The organism is Roseburia sp. AF12-17LB, assembly GCF_003479605.1.
GTDB classification, from domain to species: Bacteria; Bacillota; Clostridia; order Lachnospirales; family Lachnospiraceae; genus Roseburia_C; species Roseburia_C amylophila.
Genome location: NZ_QUHR01000010.1, coordinates 87,022 through 110,097 on the forward strand (window position 1 = coordinate 87,022; position 23,076 = coordinate 110,097).

A 23,076-nucleotide genomic window follows, 5' to 3' on the forward strand; every position below is an offset into this window, starting at 1 on the left:
GGTTCACCGGAAATTCCCGGTGAATTACCGCTGTTCATCTTAAAATTCTAGTTTTTTGCAGTACGTTTTCTTGCGATTAACAATACAGCTGCTACAATCATGATAATTGCACCTACGGTATAGAAAATCTTAGTACCGATACCACCGGTTGCAGGAAGTTCAGTTCCACTTAAGTTCTGTACATCCGTGGATACAGCACCTGTTCTTAAAGTTGCTGTAAAGATTGCTTCTGTTCCTTCTGAAACAACCTTTCCAGAAGCATCCTTTACTACTAATGTCTTTAATTCCGGATTATCTGATGTTGTATCATAGGTTGCTTCTACTGAAAATACAAGATCATCTGCTTTATTGTATCCTGCCGGAACAGTTGTCTCAACCAATTTATACTGGCCTGCATCTACACCTTTGAAATAGAAGGTTGTTACTCCTGTAATCTCATTTCCAACTGCAACATAATCACCTGTAGTGCTGTCTAATTTGTAAAGGGTAAATCCTGCACCCTCAAGAGGAGCATTATTACCGTCTACCTTATTTGCGATTAAATTATATGTAAATACAATAACTTTATCTTCCGGAGTTACACCTGTGCCATCTCCATAAGGGTTGTTGCTGTATTCCAGTTTGGATACGTTGGTGTTTCCACCTTCACCGATTACTGCATTTTCATTCAGTTTTGCGGTGTAATTTACAACTACTTTGCTTCCAGCTTTTACTGCTTCGATATTCTTTAAATCTGCAAAACGAACTTCAAAAGTGCAGCTATCATCTAAATCTTCTGTAACTACTTCATAGCCGCTAGTTACTGCCGTTCCGTCTACTGTTACAGTTACAGAATCTGCATTGAAAGTAAGTCCATCGGACATGGTATCATGGAATGCATAATAATAGCTTCCATAGTTATCGTATTTTGCATCTACTGTACCGGTTAACTGGAACGGTACATCATCTCCGATATCGTAATCTGCTGCATCCTGCCAGTCACTTTCTGCACCGGTAGAGTCATTTTTCTCTTTTACTTTCTTTTCAAGTTCCGGTCTGTCTTCCTTTGTTGTTACAGTTACGCTGTCATTTCCAGCTGTGTCTAACATAACAAGGGAATAGGTATCACCTTCATCACCTGTTTTTGTTTCTGCAATCAGGTAATAACCCTGATCAACACCGCTAAATTTATCATCGGATGTTTTTGCTTCCGGCTCTAATGTCTTGATTTTTGCAAATACTGCATCTGCAAATGCACGAATACCATCTGCATCTAATCCTGAAATGTAATTAATTACATCCTTATCTTCTGTTTTTCCTGTTACTTCTTTCAATGCTGCTGCATACTTATCATTTAATGTGTATGCAAATTTTCCTTCACCACCATCTGTAGCATTCAGCAATCTGTATGCCGCATATTCAGAACCTGCTGCGCCATTTGTAATTGTAATGTCTGCTGCATAAACAGTAACACCCATTGCAAATGCCATAACCATTGCAACCATTGCTGCAAAAAGTTTTTTCAATTTTTTCATCTTCTTTCTCCTTCTTTGACCTTTTAATATATTTGATACCTGAAACGGATTTCCTCAAAAGGGGGCTTTATATGCCTGCCCCCCTTTCTCTTTTCCGTCTCATCCGGTATCCATACAACAGGGATGACATAAGCATAATTGCTGCACCACCTATAGTATAAACAGTAGTACCTGTTCCTCCTGTTGCCGGAAGTTCATAACCGTATTCCTGATTCTTAACCTGAATCGAAATACTATCAAGATTATCATAATAGGTAAAGGTATATTTATTTTCTTTGCTTAATTCTGTACCCTTCTGACCTATTCCAACTAACTCATAACCATTTACCAGTTTTTCTTTCACCGTGTAGACCTGACCATCTTCCAACGCCTTATTGCCATTCTGGTCTGTAATGGTCTTCAATGCAACCGATCCACCCTGGCATACGGCAAATTCTGTAATATAATCAGCTTCATCCGTTGAGTCACCTTTATATAATACAAAAGTAAAGGTTTTCATCTGATCATATGGAAGTTCATTTCCATATGCATCCAGAACGTCTTTCTCAATTACCGGTTTCTTATAAATCTTTACTCCGACCTTCGGAGGCTCTGCCCGCAGTGTTTTTTCATTTCCGTTTACTTCTGCCGTATACTGGTATGCGAAGCTGTTCCATGCAGTCTCACCCGGGTTTGCATTCTCTCCTACTACTCCATTATATTTCATGGTAAGAATACAGCCCTTCTTTAATGCAAAAGTATCTGCCATCTTTATACGGAAGGACACATCATCTGACTGCCAGAAGGAATGCCACTGTTCTGTTGAAGTACCCGACATATCAGCTTCAGTAAAGCTTACCAGATTTGAAAATTCCACAAAATAATCCACGCCTTCTTCCAGCTGCCGTTTTGTGCCGCTCTCCTCAGTTACCCAGAGTTCCAGTCCTTCGGCATATGCAACAGAGAATTCACTGCCTCGTTTTTCTTTCTGGTTCAGTACTCCGGTATCATTTATATGTGGCATACTGTCTACAATAACCATCTGTGTAAAGGAGTTATTGCTGACATTTTCAATATTGTTGGTGTAAATCACATCTTTTCCATCTTCATCCAGATAAATGTAATTCTTTCCTTCCAGTCCAAGATAGCCGCTTCCCCGGTTATCTGAATTACCGGTTTCCTCTACCGTTTTCCATGAGAATGAACCGTAATCACCCAATGCATAAACACAATCAGAAGCTTTTACTCCAATATATTTTCCACTGTCATCCGTCACCAGTTCTCCCGTTTTTACACTGTTATCATCAAACGGATCATCCGGCAGGAGATATGCAGTATTTTCATAAATCTTGTTCTCATATACTGTATTTCTGGTATATACCGTAAACTCCGCTTTTCCACCTGCAGGAATCTGATATTCTTTTCCCTCCAGATACAGTGAAAACTCGTGGGCCGCATTATCCGGTATCAGCTTCCATACTTCTTCCGACAAATCATACTTATGAAGTACATTATCATCCTCATCATAAATGGTCAGTACAAAAGCATTTTTGTCAAGTCCCAGGTGAAGGGTTTTATTAGTTGCCTCTTCTTTCGACAATATATGGAACGGAGACTGAACAGAATCTTTAATTGTATAATCGCAGATCGGAAGGGTTACAATGTATAAGGACAGAGAAAAACCGCACAAATAAAGAGATGTTCCTACTTATAACGGCTCAGGGAAAGGAGGTATCGTATGGAACAGAAAAAGGTCAGATATGCGGCACTGTATGAGAGATTATCAAGAGATGATGAGCTGAAAGGCGAATCAAACAGCATAACCAACCAAAAAGCATATCTCGAAGATTATATAAAGTCCCAAGGAATAACAAACTATCGCCACTTTACAGATGACGGTTATTCCGGTACCGGTTTTGATAGACCCGGATTTCAAGCCATGATAGCCGCAGTCGAAGCCGGAGAAGTAGATGTGGTGTGCGTGAAAGACCTCTCAAGGTTCGGTCGTAACTATCTGAAAGTCGGCTTCTATACGGAAATGCTTTTTCCTGATAAGGGTGTCCGTTTCATTGCCATCAATAACGGAGTTGACAGTGCAAACCCGACAGATAATGATTTCACACCGTTTATGAACATCATGAATGAATGGTATGCCAAGGATACAAGTAACAAAATCCGAGCTGTGTTCAAAGCAAGAATGCAGAACGGCAAGCGTTGTAGCGGAGCAATTCCATACGGCTATAAGCGAGACCCTGAAGATAAAAATCATCTTTTGATTGATGAGGAAGCGGCTGATGTAGTCCGCAGGATTTATCAGATGGTACTTGACGGTATGGGAGCAAAGGCGATTGCCGATAAGCTGTCCGAAGATAAGGTGCTGATACCGTCCGCATATTTGGAGCAATGCAAAAATGGAAATGTCAGCAGAAACCACAGCTACCATGACCCTTACCGTTGGAATAACACTGCCGTTGGATATATTCTTGATAAACAGGAATATATGGGGCATACGGTGTTGGGCAAGACGGTTCGTGAAAATTTCAAGTCAAAGAAACGCCGAAAGGCTACTCCTGATGAGCTGATGATTTTTCCCAATACCCATGAAGCCATCATTGATGAAGAAACATGGCATACGGTTCAGCGAGTGAGAAAGCGAAAGAAAAAGAAACTTGCCAACGGAACTTATTCCCATAGACTTTCAGGTATGGTATTTTGTGCTGATTGTGGTTCAAAGTTATCCTATCGCAGTCCGCACTCACAGCACCGTCCTGACGGAAAAATCTACGATGCAGACAGTGCTTTTTCGTGTTCAAGTTATCGTCAGATGTACAGGGATTGCACCATGCACTTTGTGAAAGCTTCCGTATTGGAAACGTTGGCATTGGAATCGGTTCAGAAAGTTGCCGCTTATGTGTTGGAAAATGAAGAAGCCTTTGTAGAGCGTATTCAGGAACAATGGAACATCGCACAGTCTGACGGCATAGCAACGGCACGAAAAGAGATTATCAGTACAGAAAGACGAATTGCAGAGCTTGATAATTTGGTAAAAGGTCTTTATGAGGGCAATATGTCCGGCAAGATACCTGACAGGCAGTTTGAAAAGCTCATGGCACAGTATGACAGCGAACAGGTAGAGCTTGAAAATAGGCTGACGGAATTAAAAGAAGCATTGGAGGAAAGCAACAGCAACGCCGCAAAGCCGAGTAAGTTTATCGCTCTTGTCAGAAAATATCGTGATTATACGGAGCTGACTGACATGATGCTCAATGAATTTATTGAGAAAATCGTGGTGCATGAAGCAGATAAATCCACAGGGGACAGAATTCAGAGAATAGACATTCACTTCAATTTCATCGGTCAGTTTGAGCTGCCACAGGTTGAAGAAAAAACGCCGGAGCAGATTGCAAAGGAAGAAAAAGCCCTTGCCGCAAGGAACAGAGAACGAGAACAAAACAAGCTGCGTATGCGTCGTGTACGAGCTGAACAAAAAGCCGCTAAAGAAGCAGCACAGCGAGAAGCGAAAGGAGAAAAAACAGCATGAAAGAATTAAAGCCAAGAATCCATGAAAACGGAATCGACTACATTCTTGTGGGAGATTATTATCTGCCGGATTTAAAATTGCCGGAGGACAACCGCTCCATTGGGCATTGGGGCAGACTTCATAAAGCCTATTTGAAGATGTACCGCCCAGCTATTTATAGTGAGCTTGTTCTGACTTGCAAACTACACACCGTTCTTGCTGATTTGAATGAACAGGCAATGGAACGATGTGATTTGATAACCAGACAGATGGCACAAGCTGAGGGTGTAAGCGAGCAGATGAAAGCAGAAAATCAGATGTTGTGGGTACAGTCTATGAACTCAATCCGCAATCGTGCGGAGGAAATCATCAAGCATGAGCTTATCTATGTATGAGCTTTTAAGGTAGCAATAAGCGAAAAAAGACGGATTCAGAACTGACAATTTTATATCGTAATTTAAGCGACAGGTATATCCATAGAGGAAAAGACTTGTCGCTTTTATTATATCCCAAACACACATTTTAAGGAGGAAAACACTATGACTATGAACATCAATGAAAAGAAAGCACTGTATGCCTTTGGCTGTCCGAACCATCAAGCAACAATTCAGCGTCTGCGTTTGTTGACGGCACTGACACCCGATCCGAGAACGAAGAAATTCTTTCTCAATCTCATTGTAAAGTTGAGTGATGACGATATGGAGAGCCGATACACTGACTTCTACTACGATGTAAGGATTGAAATGGAAAGTACCTTTTTTAAGGGCAGAAAATATGAACCGTAAATATTGGAGGGATTACAATGAAGCTGACTAAAGTAGAGAAAGAAACAATTATTTTGTTCAATGAAGCAGATAAAGAAGCACACATTCAGACTTACAATGCCGGACTGCGTAAGCGATTGGAAGCATTCAGCAAGAAGCACCCTGATTTGTGCCGACTTGATATGAGTATGGGACAAGGCGGTGTTTGCTATTATATTGATAAGTCAAGACTGTCTATTCGATTCCAACCGCCCATGAGTGAGGAACGTAGAAGAAAAGCAAGCGAGCTGGCGAAGCAAAATGGTTTCAACAGTCAGGGCAAATGATGTGGCAATATGGGGCTGTTTGCAGTCAAAACATCGGGTCTGTACCCGATGTTTTGACCGTTACATAAGACAGATGGGGTAACTATCATCTATCGCTGTTTTTTCAAAATGGTATGGTTACGGTGCATTTTCTTATAAGAAATATGGATAGAAAAATCATAATAGAAATGGTATAATTATCTTGAATATTGAGCCATAAATTAAAGGCTGTGAAGATAAAAAATAAAATAGTTTTCAATGGCAGAAAGGAGTTTAAGCGATTCATATGAAACATATAAGAAACATTTTACTGCTTATTACAATCATCTTTGGATTTGTTATGCAGGCTGAAGTATATCAGAATATGCTGTGGAACTTTAACGGGGCATATTACCTATCTTCTCAATATACAAGCGTTGATAATGATTTGGATTCTTTTATAGCCGATGCAGAGAAAGTTGCTCAAGAACATAATGTTCACATTTTTTCAACCTTTAATCGTAGAGTTTCAAATTATCAGACAAGACTTTCCATTTATGGTGATGATGCTACTATTCGTGATAGTCTTAAAAATAAGATGGATATTGAAGAAAAAACATATACTGCTCTGATAAGCGGAATTACAATAGTAGAATTTGAAAATTTTAACGAGGTGAAAAATACAGGTAACGGACAGGCAATTATGCTTAGTTACATCGGTGATAATGACGATGTGATTGCTACATATCAGGATTTGGCGGAAACCTATTCCATAACACAGCCGGAGTTTTGGCAATCAACGGAAACGGATATGATGTTCATTGTCTGGGGATTAGTAGCGATATTGATGATTGTGTTGAACGTAGTTGAGGTAATACGCAGACAAAAGGAAGTAGTTGTGCGAGCTTCTCTCGGAGAAAGTGCTGCCATAATTGCACTTAAATCCGCAGTGGTTGATATTATTTCGTATATTGTTTTATTTGTTTTAGCGAAACTGCTTGTTGCTCAATTTATATCAGGAGCGTATGAAAATAAACTCGTTTTGGCGGTATATTGTATTGGTGCAGTCCTTTCCGTAGTTCCTTATTGTGTATTTGTTCGTTTTGATGTTAGAAAAGCCTTTGCCAATGCTTCGGATAAAAAAGGAATGTTTTATCTTCTGAATGGGCTTAAAGTGATTGCGACTGCGATGACTATTTTTACGATTACAACGAATCTTAGCAGTATTCAAGGAAATTTGTTTACAAGCTCAGATATTTTAGAAAATCACTACAAAGATAGTTATTTTGGTATTATGATGCTTGATGCTCCTTTTGAAGAAAATGATGAGGAATCGGTAGAGGTAAAATTTTGGAACGAACTTTATGAAAACGAGTATAACAACATAAATCCGGTAATTTGCATAGGAAGTCAAATAGGTGATATGGGTAACTATATTTTTGTGAATCATAACGCAAAAGATATGTTGCAAGGTTTTTCTGATAAACTTACCGAAGATGATGAAAAGGCAGACATGGTAGTCTTTATTCCAAAGGGAAGAAATGTGGAATCGTACAAAAATACTGCAAAAGAAGAAATTGTTTCGCTTGCAAAAAATGCAGAAGAACTAAGAGTTGTTTATAAAGAGTATTCAGGTACAGAAAAGTTTTATTATCTTAACTCAAACAGAGAAGAAGCTGTTGATGGTTTGTCGAGAGTGACAAACCCGATTATAATTTATCAGGCGAATGAGTCTGTTACATTGAATGGTGGTTATATTGAAACAGGGACATATAACGGAGAGGTAATTTATAGTAGTGATGAAAGCACAATTCGGGATATTGCAAATAAATATTCTTCACAGTTAGGTTCACACTACTTTATGCTGACAAACGTCGGTGAAGATTACTCTTATAGTCATAACTTCCTTGTAAAACTGATTGGGTTTATAAGTTCCCTTTGTATATTGGTATTGTTATTGGATATAGCAGTAATCGTATCTGAGGTGAAAATGGAATTTAGATTGCGTTCTATGGAAATCTCACTCAAAAAGGTTTTGGGGTATAGATTTTACGAAAGACACAAAAGACTTATTTCCGTTAATCTCATAGAAAATTTGATTGTAGTGTTGATAGTTTGTATCGCTTCGATGTTTATGTCTAATGCAAGTGCCTTAATTGCTTTAATAATTGGTGCATTGCTTACCATAATTGAAATGGCAATTATTTTCACAAATATTCTATGGGTTGAAAATACAAATATCTCAAAGTCCTTGAAAGGAGGCTGTTTATGATTAAAATTTGTGGCTTAAACAAAGCATTTGGTGATAAAGTCATTTTCTCTAATTTTAATTTAGAGATACCGGATAAGAGTTTTGTGGCAATAAGCGGTGATAGTGGCAGTGGGAAAAGTACCTTACTCAATATGATTGGTGGAATCGAAAAACCGAATAGTGGAAGTATTATTGTTGATGGGTTCGATGTCACGAAAGACAAAAATAAAAATTGTTTTTTTGCTGATACGGTTGGTTTTCTTTTTCAGAACTTTGCTTTGCTTGAAAATAAAACAGTTAAAGAAAATTTAAAGTTGATAAAGAAGTCAAGCCGTACCGATGTGTCTCTTAAAGAAGCTCTTTCTCGTGTAGGGCTATTGAATGAAGTGAATAAAAAGGTTTATCAATTATCTGGCGGCGAACAACAAAGAGTTGCTTTAGCTCGTCTTATGATGAAAAAGTGTTCTGTTGTTTTAGCAGATGAACCTACCGGTTCTCTCGATAAGAAAAACCGAGATATTGTGATGAATCTGTTGCACGAACTCAACGAAGAAGGTAAAACAGTTATTATCGTTACGCACGATCAGAGCATCATCGAAAATGAGCCGTATGTTGTAAAAATATAAATAATAAAATTCTATTCGCTGAAGAAGCAGCTAAGAGGACGATAGCTTAAACTACCGCCCTCTTTTGTTTTATCCATTTGCGGATTGTCAGCAATCTGCCACAACTGAATATGACCGTTAAGGTCAGATGAAGAAGCCGATGTATTTGAGCATAATGCAAAAATGTATCGGCTTTTCTTTTTGTCAAAAAACTCCGGCGGAGAGTTTTGCAAAAACCGAATGAGCCTGATTGAGCCGAGTGGGTGTGTGGCGAGGTCAGCTTGTTCGGACAGGAGTACAGAGGGTGCAACCCTTTGTGCTGGGTACAGGGTCGCAGAATCCCTGTGCAGGTCAAGGACGGCAGTCTTGCCCAGTTAAGTGACGCTTCGTCACTTAGTACTGGGTATTACTTGTCGCAAAATTGCTCAAGGAATCGGCTTCGCCGTCCACTCCCCTGTCGGGGAAAGAAAGATTGGAGGGAAAATGAAATGAGATTAACAAGGCACAATGGCAGAGCCGGAAAACATGGCACTTACAATCCGAAGCACAATGACCGCAGCTTTGATTTAGAAAACAGCGAGCATATCAATGCAGAGCTGGCAAAGAAAAATGTGTATTGGGATTGTTACAACGGCTTCCGAAGTCTTGCCAAAGAGGAACTTCTTGCAGACACCTTTGAAGAAGTTGAGGAGATGTTCTACTCCTCTCAATATCGAAATCATGTGGAATCGCAGAATCAAAGGAATGAGAAAAACAGACACCCTGAGCGTAACCGTACTACTTCGGATTTGCTCAAAAACAAAAAGACAGCACCGGAAGAAACCATCTTTCAGATTGGAACGATTGACAACCATGTTCCGCCGGAAATTCTTCTTCAGGTTGTTACGGATTTTTTGGTTGAGCTTGATACAAGGTTCGGTAAAAATGTTCATATCCTCGATTGGGCATTGCACTTAGATGAGGGTACTCCCCATATTCACGAAAGACATGTTTTTGATTGTGAGAATAGTTACGGAGAGGTTGCCCCACAACAGGAAAAGGCATTGGAAGAATTGGGATTTGAACTTCCTGACCCGACACAGAAGCCCAGCAAAATAAACAACCGAAAGAAAACTTTCGATTCCGTCTGTCGTGTCATTCTCTTTAATATTACAAAAAAATATGGTCTGGACTTAGAGGAAGAACCGGAATACGGCGGTCGTGCTTATCTTGAAAAACAGGACTATATCCTGATGAAGCAGAAACAGCAGATGGAGCAACAGGAGAAAAAGCTGGAGGAGCTGACTGTTAAAATTGAAGATATTGAAACGCTGGTAGATGAAGTTGCCGATGTTGCCTACGATAAGGCAGTTGAGGTTGTGAGCGATACCGTCCGCATGGAAACCCATAAAGAAGATATTCGTTTGATTGAGGAAACTCAGAATTGGTTACGCTCGCCGGAGCGTAAAGCACCAAAGAAAGAGCGTGAGTATGCCATTGACCGATTGGACGGTGTGGTTAAGAAAATCAGGAACTCCATGCAGAATGCGTTGAATAAGCTTCAAACCGTTTTGATGAAGCCATCTGTTAAGAACGCCGGAAAGGAAAAAATCAAAGAGAAAGCAAAGGAATCCATTTATTCCAAACTTGCAAGGGCAAAGATTTCGGCAGACACAGACAATCAGGCAAGATGGGAACAGCAGAAACATCAGACAAACAGAAAAAAGGATATGGAACTTTAAGGCACTTGCCATTTTCGATTTTGAGAATGTCGGGTGCTTTTTGTATTTGGGAGGTGGTTAAGAATTGAATGTATTTGAAGCTGTGAAACAGTCCGTTAGCACAAGAGAGGTTGCGGAGATGTACGGAATTAAAGTCAGAAGAAACGGTATGGCTTGCTGTCCGTTCCATGATGACCGGAATCCCAGCATGAAGTTAGACAATCGTTTCCATTGTTTCGGTTGTGGTGCTGACGGAGACGCTATTGATTTTGTAGCAAAGCTATATGGACTGTCTTTGAAAGAAGCTGCTGTCAAGATAGCTGATGATTTTGGAATCAGCTACAACTTGAAGCATAAGGCAAGCGTAAGGGCAAGAATCAGAGAGCCTACGGATATGGAAAAAGTCCGTAAGGAGAAACAGCATTGTATGACGGTGCTGAGTGATTACCGCCGTCTACTGTTGGAGTGGGAACGCACCTGTTCCCCTGTTACTCTTGATGAAGAATGGAATCCGCTATTTGTGGAAGCCCTACACAAAAAAGATTATATCGACTATCTGCTGGATCTGCTGACAGACACACCGCAGATAGAGATGAAAGCTCTTGTGGCAGAGCTTGGAGAGGAGGTGAGAAAAATTGAGAGAAGAATTACAGAGCTGTCCGCAGACAGCCACAATCGAAGAAGTCCGAAACAGCTTGGAGCAGACACAGAAAGGTAAGGTGTCAAATTCCGCAGCCAATTACAGACGGGTGTTGCAGTATGACCCTTTGCTGAAAGGTGCAATCCGTAAAAATCTTTTGACGGAGCGTATCGACATTGTGAAGCCGCTTGGCTGGTATCGTGAAAATCCTACGCTAACGGACATTGACATTAAATATCTGCTTCTCTATTTTGAAGTAAACTACGGTCTTACCGTTGAGAAGAAAATCCAAGACGCTGTTATGGTCATAGCAAATGAGAACAGATACCACCCTGTCTGTGATTTTCTGAATGGCTTACAATGGGACGGAACAGAGAGAATCCGTTATTGTCTGCACCGCTTTCTCGGTTCAGATACAGATGATTACACCTACGAAGCATTGAAGCTGTTTTTATTGGGAGCAATCTCAAGAGCCTTTAAGCCGGGGTGCAAGTTTGAAGTCATGCTTTGCTTGGTGGGCGGTCAGGGAGCCGGAAAGTCCTCTTTTTTCCGTCTGCTGGCAGTCAATGATGATTGGTTCTCTGATGATTTGAAGAAGCTGGAAGATGAAAATGTCTACCGTAAAATGCAAGGGCATTGGATTATTGAAATGTCGGAAATGATTGCCACCGCAAACGCAAAGAGTATTGAAGAAATAAAGTCATTTTTGAGCCGACAAAAGGAAACCTATAAAATCCCTTATGAAACGCACCCAGCCGACAGGAAAAGACAGTGTGTGTTTGGTGGTTCTTCCAATACGCTGGACTTTCTTCCACTTGACCGAACAGGCAACCGCCGATTCGTGCCGATTATGGTATATCCCGAAAGAGCCGAAGTTCATATCTTGGAGAATGAGGAAGAATCAAGAGCCTATATCCATCAGATGTGGGCGGAGGCGATGGAGATTTACCGAAGCGGCAGCTTCAAGCTGAGATTCAGCCCGACAATGAATGAGTATCTGAAAGCCCATCAAAGGGAATTTATGCCGGAGGACACCAAAGCCGGACAGATACTTGATTATTTGGAGAATTTCAAAGGCAACATGGTATGTTCCAAACAGCTTTATCGTGAAGCGATGGGACATGAATATGACGAGCCGAAGCAATGGGAATTGAGGGAAATCAACGACATTATGAACAATGCCGTATCCGGCTGGAAGCCGTTCAGCAATCCAAGGCACTTTCCAAAGCCCTATGCCCGTCAGAAAGGCTGGGAACGTATCGGAGAGCCTGACAACGAGCTTGAAGATTTTCAGCAGATTTCCGAGGAAGAAATGAAGCAGTTGGAGTTACCGAAAGAATGGTTGGAGAAAAAATAAGAGCCGGTTGTCGGCAAGTTGCCTATCCCGTTGTCGGGCTGGTTGTCAGCCGAAAGGCTGTAAAACCCTTATATTCCGCTACTTTCTTCTCTCTGACAACCATGACAACCAAGATTTCAAAGAAAAAGGAAAATAGAATAAATAGTAAATAGCCCGATAAGTTTAAGAGTTTTTTGATGTCCGTTGTCAGGACTTCGTTGTCAGCTCTTTCCTTGTTGGGCTTTTTTTATTTCAGGAGGTATCGAATGACAGAAAACACGAACACAATAGCACAGACCATTGAGCAGAACGCACCTGTGCTGGTTAAGAAAATCGGAAAGACCACCTACATGGTGGGCATTCATTTCAGCGAAACGAGCAAAGAAACAATGGACGATAAGGTGGCACGATTGGTTAAAAGCGACATTCACAAACAGGCTTGCGGATAATGAATAGGGAGTGTAACAACAGAGTGCGGAACGGTCAATACAGAGTGTGGGGTGTGCCAAAGAATATTTACAATTTAGGCATGATTTTTTCCGCATTCTGTCTTGACACAATGCTCCCGAATGGTTCCATCGTTGCGTAACTCCAACAGCCACTTTGTCGTTACATTCGGCTGTATATTGTCCTTCTCTTCCAATTCAACAGCATCTTCCACATTTTTACCAGATGGTATATAGGACACTGCTTTCTTGGTAATTCCCGGAACAATTACATCCTTCGGTGTTATCATTACAGATGACGAAATAACACGCTTTTCTCCTACAATTCCTTTATCTTCCGATGTGCCGTTATTCTGTCTGGAATCATCTCTGGTTCCTCTCATTGTAATGTCATTCGGATTCTCACGATATTCCACATCCTTATCTACCAGTAAATCCACGGTATTGGTAATTGGAACATCTAATTCCACGTCTTTACTTACCTTGCACATCACAAAGAATGAAAGATTCTTTCCTGCCGGCAAATCATAACCTTTGCCATCGTCTCCAATCGTAAAGGTAACCATATGATTTTCCTTATCATCATTGGTCATTGCAATGGTAACATCCCTTACCAGACTTCTGCCATCGATATTGGTTACCTGTGCCATGTTCCAGTCGTTTGACTTAATCGGTTCACTATAGCTCTTTTCAATCCGAACCGGAAGCGTATATCCCAGGCCCGGACGTATTCCAATATATTCCAGACCATCCGCCATATGATCTTCCAATGTATCAATATGAACGGGATCTTCTCCTGTATTTGTTACTGTAATATTGTAAATCACATAATTTCCGAGATAATTTCCTTCATTTACACTCTTAGAGAATATGGACTTATCTTTTAACTGGCTGGTCTTCCACTGATGGAACTGATCCAGAATTGCCCACACACTCTTCTGCACATCTACCGCCTGATCCAGCTCCTTTTTTCCTTCCGGTTTCCCTTTTACCGTTACTGTATCCTTCATTCCATTTACGGTTGCACTATTGGTATAAGTAAAGGTTCCCGTCTGTTCATTCTCTTTATCATCCATATAAATGTAAGCATTGAATTCTTTTTCAATTACCTCACCCGGTAACATGGTGCCAATCTTCCAGATTAAACGGATTCCTTTATGTGCACTGATATTCATTCCATTGCTCTTGCCAATCCAGTATCTCCTTATCTGCACGTATTCACCATTTATTTTTGTATAATAAGTTCCCCAGTCAGATGTATTTTCTACATACTCTTTCCAGCTGATACCAACCTCTACCAGTTCCTCATCATTTTTAGGATATCTGGAATTTAACGTTCCTGCCTGCTTTGCCTTATAAATCTTGTATTCATCCGAAGGAAAGACATGATATGGCATATCATCTGTCAATGACAGTCCGCCTTTCTTATATGCGGCATCTCCATCAGCATTTGTAATCGTTATGCTGTATTTAAATAATTCCTCTGCTTTAAAGGTTTCTCCACCTTCCCCGCCATTAACCTTCTTATCTACTGTAATCGGATTTTCAGTCTCAATTACAATTTCAGAATTCTCACCGGTTGAAGTACTCTTTACATAATTCTTAAAATGATAATCAGAAGCCTCCGGCAGTTCATTAACATCAACCTTACATACATACTTAATGGTTACCTTCTCCTTTGCATTCAGCCTGCCAAGAGAAAATGTCAATATTTTATCATTTATCTTTAAGCCAACATTGCGGCATCCACCGGTCGCATTGGTTGACTCTGCCACAAAATCCGTCTCGCCCTCCGGAACCTGTGCTCCATTCTTATCTATAACATACTGGAAAATAAGTCCTTTTGGCAGAGTATCTTCTAACGTCTGCTCAATGGTTTTATAATCTTCCATATTTTCAATCGTTATCGTATAAGTAACTAAATCACCATTTTTTACATTCTTCTTATCACCGCTCTTTTCAATAATGAGTTCCGGCTTTTTATAAATAACCGTTATTGTTGAACTCTTATCTTTATAAGAAGCTTTATTATGAATGGAAGTATTATTTTTATACTTTGCCATTTCTTCCTGGCTTTTTACATTAGCTGCAAAAGTAAATGAGACCTTTTCACCGGCTTTTAATGTACCAGGTGTAAAACTTATTGTTCTGGCTGCTTCGTCATACTCTGCTCCTTTATCACGGATTGCCTGTATCTGCTCCGATGTCAACGTCAGATGCTCTGGCAATTTATCTGTCACCTTATAAACGCTTCCATCTGAAGATTCTCCTTTAATCGGATTGTTTCCCGTATTTTCTACCGTAATCGTATAATTAATGGTATCACCGGCAATTACTTCTTTCTTATCCGCCGTCTTAACAATTTTAAAGTCCTCTTTTATTTCCGGTCTTGACTTTACATCTGCAGACAATTTTGTGTGTTCATATTCTTTATAAGGAACAGATTCAAAATCAACATGATTTGTAATTACATCCTCTTTTACTTTTTCTGCGGCTACTGTAATGTAATTATCTGTTAATACTAATTTTGATACATTCAGACTTGCACTTACATTCAGATGCTCCTGTTCTCTTGTTGGCACACCATTTGTCATATACTGGTTCGGCACACTAATCTTATATGTAACAGTTTTTCCATCCAATGTCAGGCTTGTAACGGTTCCTCCCTGAAGATCAGTAAACTGGAAAATCACATTTCCATTGCTATCCACAATGGAAACACCATCTTCACTGACCTTGGTTCCTTCCGGAAAGCTGATTCCATCCGGTAATGTCAATACATCACTCAACTCTACATGATCTGTCCAGATTGCTCCAGTATCACCAACTCCGCATGGATTCATACTGTTTGCAGTGATTCTATAATCTAATGTTCCTTCCAGCGTATTGGTCTTTCCATTCACCGGAATAATTTCCTTGCTGACAGTTTTTTTCAAATCCTGCCAGAGATTCGTTCCATGCCAGATTAATTCTGCCGGTTCAGAAATCACATCATTGTCTTTCTGATCCGGAATCTCCGGTGTCAATGTTACCTTGGAATCCTTTTCCATAATTCCATTTAAGGAATTAAACTGCAAATCGAAGGAAACGGTTGAACCTGCAGGTGGTTCAAACTCTATGTAAGTCTCATCATCCTCTTCTACCAGTTTTACTTCCAGTGTTTCTTCTGTTGTTTCACTGACCGCTTTATAAGTAACCTGCATAACATCACTTTCTTCAAAACCGGTCAATGTAACTCCTTCCGGCAAATCACTAATCCGGATACGAACCGGTACCAGCTCTGTATCTGTCGGATTTGAGTTGGTTGCACTCACGGTTGCATACAGAATTTGTCCATTTTTCCCATCATCCGGACTCTTCTGTGAAACGCTCAAGTTAATACGCTCACTAATCGTGCCTCCGGCTGATGTCTGCTCTGTTTCCTTATTTCCTGTTGCTGCAAGTCCCGGAAGAATCAGTCCCCAGACTACACCCACCGCCACAAGAACGCAGCATATCCCCAGTAAAATTTTTGTTCTTCTGCGGATTTTTCTCTTTTCTTCTGCTTTCTTTACATGTTTTCTTACATTTTCCTGCATATCCCTATCTCTCCCTATTTAAGGAATCCCATTTTACTCAATGGCCAGAATCGAAAAGCCACCTTTCCAATTATCTGATCTTCTGCCACACACCCAATGGCTGAACTCCGGCTGTCAACCGATACTGAACGATGGTCTCCCATCACAAAATATTTGCCCTCCGGCACCTGATAAGGAAAATCAATATCACATTCCCCTAAATCTTTCTTTATTGCATATGGTTCATCTAATTTTTCACCATTTACATATACATTGCCGTCTTCGTCTATATCTATGTAATCACCTGCAGTTCCTATGACCCTTTTTACAAGAATCTTACTCTGATAGTAAAAGCCGATGATATCTCTCTGTTTGATTTTTGTGGTTTTCTTTATTACTACCAGTTCACCATTCTCTAATGCCGGTTCCATGCTCTTGCCCGAAACCTGCAATACCGGTACTAATCTTGTTGCAATCAATACTGAAATTGCTGCCACCACAAGCAGTATTCCGAGTGCACTGAAAAGATGCTGCTTCTTCTCTCTGTGAGCCTGTTCCGCCCGTATACTTTGAAGTGCCACATCTAATTCTATTTTCTTGTCCTTATTCCCGTCATTTTCTTCTGTAGTTTCCTGCAAATCCTTCTGGAGTCCCTCTATAATTTCAATCAACTCCCAGCGTTTCAGCTTGCGGAAATCCTTATCTGCCACAAACTGCACCCCCTGTTATTCTTTTGCTCCCCTTATTATGACCTTCCCCTGTCTTTTTATGCATGTGATTTTTCTTTTGTGTTGAATGTAAGTATATATATTTTTTGTATAGAATTATGTCATATTCTGGCATATAGATTTGATTTTTTCTAACGAAATAATCAGACTAATTTAATTTGATATCGTTCTTATAAAGTAAAAAAAGAGACGTAACTTACATTTCTGTAAATTACGTCTCTTTTATTTTACTTAATCGTCAGATTCTTCTGTCCAATCAGCTAATCTTATTTGTAAAGTTCAACTAATCTTAACAGATGTTCATAACGAGCCTTTGCAGCTTCCTCAGATGCTTTGAACAGTTTTTCTGCTCTGTCTGGGAAGGAACGTGTTAATCTGCTGTAACGTGTCTCGTTATTTAAGAAATCCTGGTAAGATCCATCACCTGGCTTAGAAGTCAATGTGAATGGGTTCTTTCCTTCTGCTTTCAATGCCGGGTTGTATGAGAATAAGTTCCAGTAACCTGCTGCTACTGCTTTCTTCATCTCATCCTGGCAGTGGTTCATTCCACCCTTAACACCGTGTAACTCACATGGAGCATATCCGATGATAAGTGAAGGTCCGTTGTATGCTTCTGCTTCAGCAATTACCTTAACAGCATTTGCCATATTTGCACCAAGAGCGATCTGTGCTACATATACATAGCCGTAGCTCATAGCGATTTCTGCAAGGCTCTTCTTGCCAACTTCTTTACCAGAAGCAGCGAACTGACAAACCTCACCGATGTTAGAAGCTTTAGAAGCCTGTCCACCTGTATTAGAGTACATCTCTGTATCGAATACCATTACGTTTACGTTCTCACCGGAAGCAAGTACATGGTCTAATCCGCCGAAGCCGATATCGTAAGCCCATCCATCACCACCGAAGATCCATACAGACTTCTTAGCAAGGTAATTCTTCTTATCTAATGCATCCTTAGCATCCGGGCATCCTGCTGCTGCAGCTTTCTCTAACTCAGCAACTAATGCTTCTGTTGCAGGTGTATTAGCTTTTGTATCATTCTTAGTCTCTTCGAACTTGTCAAATGCAGCCTTTAATTCTGCGCTTGCTTTATCAGACTCAGCACATTTCTTAGCGCTTGCAATTGCCTGCTCACGAAGAACTTTCTGTCCGATTTCCATACCAAAACCATGCTCAGCGTTATCCTCGAATAAGGAGTTTGCCCAAGCCGGACCTTTCTTGGAATCTTTGTTTACTGTATATGGTGATGTTGCTGCAGGACCGCCCCAGATAGAAGAACATCCTGTTGCATTGGAAATATACATATGCTCACCAAATAACTGAGTAATCAAACGAGCGTAAGATGTCTCTGCACAACCTGCACAAGAGCCTGAGAACTCAAGCAATGGCTGATTGAACTGGGAACCTTTAACGGTATTGTCTGCCGGCATACCAGGTTTCTTTCCAACGTTTGCTACTAAGTAATCGAATACTGGCTGCTGATCTGCCTGTGATTCCTGAGGAACCATTTCGATTGCGCCTACTGGACATACCGTAATACACTCGCCACATCCCATACAGTCTAATGGGGATACGCTCATTGTATATTTGTACTCGCCAGCCTTTGGCTTTGTATCAGCAAGTTTTGTCTGCTCTGGAGCAGCTTTTACTTCTGCTTCGTCTAACATGAATGGACGAATGGTTGCATGTGAACATACGAATGCACACTGATTACACTGAATACATTTCTCAGCATCCCATGTAGGAACGGTTACGGCTGTACCACGTTTCTCATATGCTGCCGCACCATGTTCGAACTGTCCATCCGGATTCTTTGCAAATGCAGATACCGGAAGGCTGTCTCCGTCCATCTTGGAGATTGGCTCCATTAAGTCTCTTACCATCTTAACAGTCTCAGGACGTCCGGTTAATTCCTTCGGAGTTGGATCTGCTTCTGGGTTAGACCAGGATGCTGGAACTTCAACCTTATGTACTGCGTCTACACCAGCGTCGATAGCTTTGTAGTTCATTTCTACGACAGCATCACCCTTCTTACCGTAGGATTTCTTAGCTGCTGCTTTCATGAATTCTACTGCATCGTCGATAGGCATAACGTTTGCAAGTTTGAAGAATGCAGACTGTAAAATTGTGTTGGTACGTTTACCCATACCAATTTCAATTGCTTTATCAATTGCATTGATTGTATATAACTGAATGTTGTTATCAGCAATATATTTCTTTGCTTCAGCATTCAGATGATGAGCTAACTCTTCGTCTGACCACTGGCAGTTAATCATGAATACTCCGCCTGGTTTAACATCCTGGGCCATCTTGAATCCTTTGGTTACATAAGATGGGTTGTGGCATGCTACGAAGTCAGCCTGATTGATGTAATATGGGCTCTTGATTGGCTTGTCACCGAATCTTAAGTGAGAAATTGTTACACCACCGGTCTTCTTAGAGTCATACTGGAAGTATGCCTGGATGTATTTATCTGTGTGGTCACCGATAATCTTAGTAGAGTTCTTGTTAGCACCTACAGTACCGTCTCCACCAAGACCCCAGAACTTACACTCTACAGTTCCTTCTGCAGATGTGATAGGTGCTGGCTTAACCTCTGGTAAGCTTAAGTTTGTAACGTCATCTACGATACCTACTGTAAATCTGCTCTTTGGAGCATCTTTTTCCAGTTCTTTATAGATAGCGAATACAGATGAAGGAGGAGTATCCTTAGATCCTAATCCGTAACGGCCGCCGCATAATACAACGTCGTTTAATCCTGCTTCACGTAATGTTGTAGCTACGTCTAAGTATAATGGGTCTCCTAATGCTCCTGGCTCTTTTGTTCTGTCAAGAACAGCAACTTTCTTTGCAGTCTTTGGAAGAACTTTTAATAAGGAAGCAGATACCCAAGGACGATACAGACGAACTTTGATTAATCCGACTTTCTCTCCTGCTGCTGTTAAGTAGTCGATTACTTCTTCTGCTACGTCACAGATAGATCCCATTGCTACGATAACACGGTCTGCATCTGCTGCTCCATAGTAGTTGAATAAGTCATAATCTGTACCAAGTTTTTCATTGATTTTGCCCATGTATTTCTCAACGATAGCCGGTAACTCATTGTAAGCTGTATTACAAGCTTCACGATGCTGGAAGAAAACGTCTCCGTTTTCATGGGAACCACGCATTGCTGGATGCTCTGGGTTTAATGCATGCTCACGGAATGCTTTTACAGCGTCCATGTTGCACATTTCTTTCAAATCTGCGTAATCCCATTTCTCGATTTTCTGAATCTCATGAGATGTACGGAATCCATCAAAGAAGTTGATGAATGGAACTTTTCCTTCAATTGTTGCAAGATGAGCAACTGGGCTTAAGTCCATAACTTCCTGTGGGTTTGTCTCACATAACATAGCAAAACCTGTCTGACGACAAGCATATACGTCACTGTGATCACCGAAAATATTTAAGGACTGGGTTGCAACGGTACGTGCTGATACATCAAATACACATGGAAGCTGCTCTCCAGCGATTTTGTACATATTAGGGATCATTAATAAAAGACCCTGGGATGCGGTAAATGTAGTGGTTAAAGCACCTGCTGCAAGAGAACCATGTACGGCACCTGCTGCTCCTGCCTCTGATTCCATTTCTACGACTTTAACCTGATTTCCAAAGATATTCTCCTGACCTGCTGCGGACCACTGGTCTACGGAGTCAGCCATTGGACTGGACGGGGTAATAGGATAAATAGCTGCAACGTCTGTGTATGCATAAGCTACATGAGCTGCTGCTGTATTACCGTCCATTGATTGTTTTGCTCTGGACATTATTTATTCCTCCTTATTTAAATAAAAAACTTATGTCTTATCGACCTAAATCACATTTTAGCATTTTATTTGTCGATTATCAAGATTATGGACTGTACGAAATGAAGAACAATCACGAATTTTTTCTATAAGAAGTTTTAGTTGCTTTTCCGCTGTTTTTCTAGTATGATACGAATTGGTGCATAAGCATGAAAGCACCGTAAATTCAAAGAGTCAGGAGATTTGATTATGATAAGTGCAAACAATGTAACTTTACGAATCGGGAAGAAAGCCTTGTTTGAAGATGTAAATATTAAATTCACGGAAGGCAACTGCTACGGTCTGATTGGTGCCAATGGTGCCGGTAAATCTACTTTCTTAAAGATTTTATCCGGACAATTAGACTCCACCAGCGGCGATGTGGTTATTACACCGGGACAGCGTCTTTCCTTCCTGCAGCAGGATCACTTCAAATATGATGAGTACTCCGTTTTAGATACCGTTATCATGGGAAATAAACGTCTCTATGATATCATGAAGGAGAAGGATGCTATCTATGCAAAAGAGGATTTTTCCGATGAAGATGGTATCCGTGCCAGTGAACTGGAAGGCGAATTTGCTGAAATGGACGGCTGGAATGCAGAATCCGATGCTGCCATGTTATTAAATGGTCTTGGCATCCCGACAGAAGACCACTACACCACTATGCGTGACCTTCCGGGTGCTACCAAGGTTAAGGTGCTCTTAGCCCAGGCATTATTCGGTAATCCAGACATTCTGCTCTTAGACGAGCCGACCAACCACTTAGACTTAGATGCCATTGCATGGCTGGAAGAATTCTTAATTAACTTTAACAACACTGTAATCGTCGTATCCCATGACCGTTACTTCTTAAATAAGGTATGTACTCATATTGCCGATATCGATTATGGCAAGATTCAGTTATATGCCGGTAACTACGATTTCTGGTATGAGTCCAGCCAGCTTCTTGTTAAGCAGATGAAAGAAGCCAATAAAAAGAAGGAAGAAAAGATTAAAGAGTTACAGGAGTTCATTTCCCGTTTCTCTGCGAATGCTTCCAAATCCAAACAGGCAACTTCCAGAAAACGTGCCCTTGAAAAAATCGAGCTGGATGAAATCAAACCTTCCAGCCGTAAATATCCTTACATTGATTTCCGCCCACAGCGTGAAATCGGTAATGAGGTTCTTACCGTAGAGGGGCTAAGCAAAACTATCGATGGCGTAAAAGTATTAGACAATGTATCCTTTATCTTAGGACATGATGATAAAGTAGCTTTTGTCGGAAGCAACGAGCTTGCCAAGACTACCCTCTTTAAGATTCTTGCCGGTGAAATGGAGCCGGACGAAGGAACTTACAAATGGGGTGTTACGACTTCCCAGTCCTATTTTCCGAAGGACAATACCGAAATCTTTGATACTGACCTTGTTATCACAGACTGGCTGACCCAGTATTCCGAGATCAAAGATGCTACTTATGTACGTGGTTTCTTAGGAAGAATGCTTTTCGCCGGTGAAGACGGCATGAAGAAAATGAGAGTCCTTTCCGGAGGAGAAAAAGTGCGTGTACTGCTCTCCCGTATGATGATTCAGGCTTCCAATGTCTTAATCTTAGATGAGCCTACCGACCACTTAGACATGGAGTCCATTACCGCATTAAACAACGGTCTGATTAAATTCCCGGGTGTTGTACTCTTCGCTTCCCGTGACCACCAGTTCACACAGACCACTGCCAACCGCATTATGGAGCTTCTTCCAAATGGCGGACTCATTGATAAGATTACCACTTACGATGAATACTTAGAAAGTGATGAAATGGCAAGAAAACGTCAGGTTTACTCCATGAGTGAAGAAGACGAGAATGATAACTAAAAATAGCTTTTAAGATAGAAAGCGAGTTATAGGACAAAATGTGTTGATGAAAACCGCTTTCAAGCCTTGAA

Annotated in this window: 16 protein-coding genes; 11 read left to right on the forward strand and 5 right to left on the reverse strand. The window is 40.7% G+C overall.

Features of this window, described 5'->3' with window-relative positions:
* Nucleotides 1-47: 47 nt before the first annotated feature.
* Nucleotides 48-1,514 (reverse strand): isopeptide-forming domain-containing fimbrial protein, encoded by a 1,467-nt coding sequence (locus DWV68_RS11760; RefSeq protein WP_118665888.1) that lies wholly within the window; start codon nucleotides 1,512-1,514, stop codon nucleotides 48-50.
* A 67-nt stretch (nucleotides 1,515-1,581) separates the two neighbouring features.
* Nucleotides 1,582-3,183: an LPXTG cell wall anchor domain-containing protein gene (locus DWV68_RS11765; protein WP_118665880.1), complete on the reverse strand. Its 1,602-nt coding sequence runs from the start codon at nucleotides 3,181-3,183 to the stop codon at nucleotides 1,582-1,584.
* Nucleotides 3,184-3,231: 48 nt separating this feature from the next.
* On the opposite strand from DWV68_RS11765, the gene DWV68_RS11770 reads away from it, so the two are divergent.
* The 10 genes from DWV68_RS11770 (at nucleotide 3,232) to DWV68_RS11820 (ending at nucleotide 13,042) form a co-directional block, all read left to right on the forward strand.
* On the forward strand, nucleotides 3,232-5,034 hold the full coding sequence (locus DWV68_RS11770; RefSeq protein ID WP_118198675.1) for a recombinase family protein: 1,803 nt from the start codon (nucleotides 3,232-3,234) through the stop codon (nucleotides 5,032-5,034).
* Nucleotides 5,031-5,408 (forward strand): TnpV protein, encoded by a 378-nt coding sequence (locus DWV68_RS11775; protein ID WP_118198676.1) that lies wholly within the window; start codon nucleotides 5,031-5,033, stop codon nucleotides 5,406-5,408. Before DWV68_RS11770 ends, DWV68_RS11775 begins: the two co-directional genes overlap by 4 nt.
* Nucleotides 5,409-5,552: 144 nt before the next feature.
* On the forward strand, nucleotides 5,553-5,798 hold the full coding sequence (locus DWV68_RS11780; protein ID WP_118198677.1) for a ferredoxin: 246 nt from the start codon (nucleotides 5,553-5,555) through the stop codon (nucleotides 5,796-5,798).
* 17 nt (nucleotides 5,799-5,815) lie between these two features.
* A complete protein-coding gene (locus DWV68_RS11785; RefSeq protein ID WP_118198678.1) occupies nucleotides 5,816-6,103 on the forward strand; it encodes a molecular chaperone in 288 nt (95 codons plus the stop codon).
* Between the two features lie 265 nt (nucleotides 6,104-6,368).
* Nucleotides 6,369-8,333, forward strand: coding sequence for a hypothetical protein (locus tag DWV68_RS11790; RefSeq protein WP_118198679.1), 1,965 nt, complete (start codon nucleotides 6,369-6,371; stop codon nucleotides 8,331-8,333).
* The gene (locus tag DWV68_RS11795) at nucleotides 8,330-8,938 is read left to right on the forward strand and encodes an ATP-binding cassette domain-containing protein (RefSeq protein ID WP_118198680.1); all 609 of its coding nucleotides are present in this window, start codon (nucleotides 8,330-8,332) and stop codon (nucleotides 8,936-8,938) included. Before DWV68_RS11790 ends, DWV68_RS11795 begins: the two co-directional genes overlap by 4 nt.
* Before the next feature lie 467 nt (nucleotides 8,939-9,405).
* The gene (locus tag DWV68_RS11800) at nucleotides 9,406-10,638 is read left to right on the forward strand and encodes a serine/arginine repetitive matrix protein 2 (protein ID WP_118198681.1); all 1,233 of its coding nucleotides are present in this window, start codon (nucleotides 9,406-9,408) and stop codon (nucleotides 10,636-10,638) included.
* A gap of 64 nt (nucleotides 10,639-10,702) precedes the next feature.
* Nucleotides 10,703-11,335, forward strand: coding sequence for a CHC2 zinc finger domain-containing protein (locus tag DWV68_RS11805; RefSeq protein WP_118665882.1), 633 nt, complete (start codon nucleotides 10,703-10,705; stop codon nucleotides 11,333-11,335).
* Complete coding sequence (locus DWV68_RS11810) at nucleotides 11,253-12,614, forward strand: virulence-associated E family protein (protein ID WP_118198683.1); 1,362 nt, start codon at nucleotides 11,253-11,255, stop codon at nucleotides 12,612-12,614. The genes DWV68_RS11805 and DWV68_RS11810 overlap by 83 nt, the downstream gene beginning before the upstream one ends.
* Nucleotides 12,615-12,859: 245 nt before the next feature.
* Nucleotides 12,860-13,042, forward strand: coding sequence for a transposon-encoded TnpW family protein (locus tag DWV68_RS11820; RefSeq protein ID WP_182364705.1), 183 nt, complete (start codon nucleotides 12,860-12,862; stop codon nucleotides 13,040-13,042).
* 74 nt (nucleotides 13,043-13,116) lie between these two features.
* On the opposite strand, the gene DWV68_RS11825 is transcribed toward DWV68_RS11820, so the two are convergent.
* The 3 genes from DWV68_RS11825 to nifJ all read right to left on the reverse strand — a co-directional run bounded on the left by DWV68_RS11825 (nucleotide 13,117) and on the right by nifJ (nucleotide 21,136).
* Complete coding sequence (locus DWV68_RS11825; protein ID WP_118665884.1) at nucleotides 13,117-16,617, reverse strand: DUF11 domain-containing protein; 3,501 nt, start codon at nucleotides 16,615-16,617, stop codon at nucleotides 13,117-13,119.
* A gap of 14 nt (nucleotides 16,618-16,631) precedes the next feature.
* Nucleotides 16,632-17,306 carry a signal peptidase I gene (gene lepB, locus DWV68_RS11830; RefSeq protein WP_242997790.1) on the reverse strand — a complete coding sequence of 225 codons (675 nt, stop codon included), beginning with the start codon at nucleotides 17,304-17,306 and terminating at the stop codon, nucleotides 16,632-16,634.
* A gap of 284 nt (nucleotides 17,307-17,590) precedes the next feature.
* Complete coding sequence (nifJ, locus tag DWV68_RS11835; RefSeq protein ID WP_118056889.1) at nucleotides 17,591-21,136, reverse strand: pyruvate:ferredoxin (flavodoxin) oxidoreductase; 3,546 nt, start codon at nucleotides 21,134-21,136, stop codon at nucleotides 17,591-17,593.
* 228 nt (nucleotides 21,137-21,364) lie between these two features.
* Between nifJ and DWV68_RS11840 the strand changes: the two genes are divergently transcribed.
* The gene (locus DWV68_RS11840) at nucleotides 21,365-23,005 is read left to right on the forward strand and encodes an ABC-F family ATP-binding cassette domain-containing protein (RefSeq protein ID WP_022242433.1); all 1,641 of its coding nucleotides are present in this window, start codon (nucleotides 21,365-21,367) and stop codon (nucleotides 23,003-23,005) included.
* The last annotated feature ends 71 nt before the right edge of the window (nucleotides 23,006-23,076 follow it).

Bases quoted from the DNA above. Each gene is read 5' to 3' on its own strand.
- nifJ (WP_118056889.1), bottom strand. From the start codon at position 21,136: ATGTCCAGAGCAAAACAATCAATGGACGGTAATACAGCAGCAGCTCAT.
- DWV68_RS11825 (WP_118665884.1), bottom strand. From the start codon at position 16,617: ATGCAGGAAAATGTAAGAAAACATGTAAAGAAAGCAGAAGAAAAGAGA.
- DWV68_RS11795 (WP_118198680.1), top strand. From the start codon at position 8,330: ATGATTAAAATTTGTGGCTTAAACAAAGCATTTGGTGATAAAGTCATT.
- DWV68_RS11820 (WP_182364705.1), top strand. From the start codon at position 12,860: ATGACAGAAAACACGAACACAATAGCACAGACCATTGAGCAGAACGCA.
- DWV68_RS11790 (WP_118198679.1), top strand. From the start codon at position 6,369: ATGAAACATATAAGAAACATTTTACTGCTTATTACAATCATCTTTGGA.
- DWV68_RS11785 (WP_118198678.1), top strand. From the start codon at position 5,816: ATGAAGCTGACTAAAGTAGAGAAAGAAACAATTATTTTGTTCAATGAA.
- DWV68_RS11760 (WP_118665888.1), bottom strand. From the start codon at position 1,514: ATGAAAAAATTGAAAAAACTTTTTGCAGCAATGGTTGCAATGGTTATG.
- DWV68_RS11800 (WP_118198681.1), top strand. From the start codon at position 9,406: ATGAGATTAACAAGGCACAATGGCAGAGCCGGAAAACATGGCACTTAC.
- DWV68_RS11770 (WP_118198675.1), top strand. From the start codon at position 3,232: ATGGAACAGAAAAAGGTCAGATATGCGGCACTGTATGAGAGATTATCA.
- DWV68_RS11780 (WP_118198677.1), top strand. From the start codon at position 5,553: ATGACTATGAACATCAATGAAAAGAAAGCACTGTATGCCTTTGGCTGT.
- DWV68_RS11840 (WP_022242433.1), top strand. From the start codon at position 21,365: ATGATAAGTGCAAACAATGTAACTTTACGAATCGGGAAGAAAGCCTTG.
- DWV68_RS11775 (WP_118198676.1), top strand. From the start codon at position 5,031: ATGAAAGAATTAAAGCCAAGAATCCATGAAAACGGAATCGACTACATT.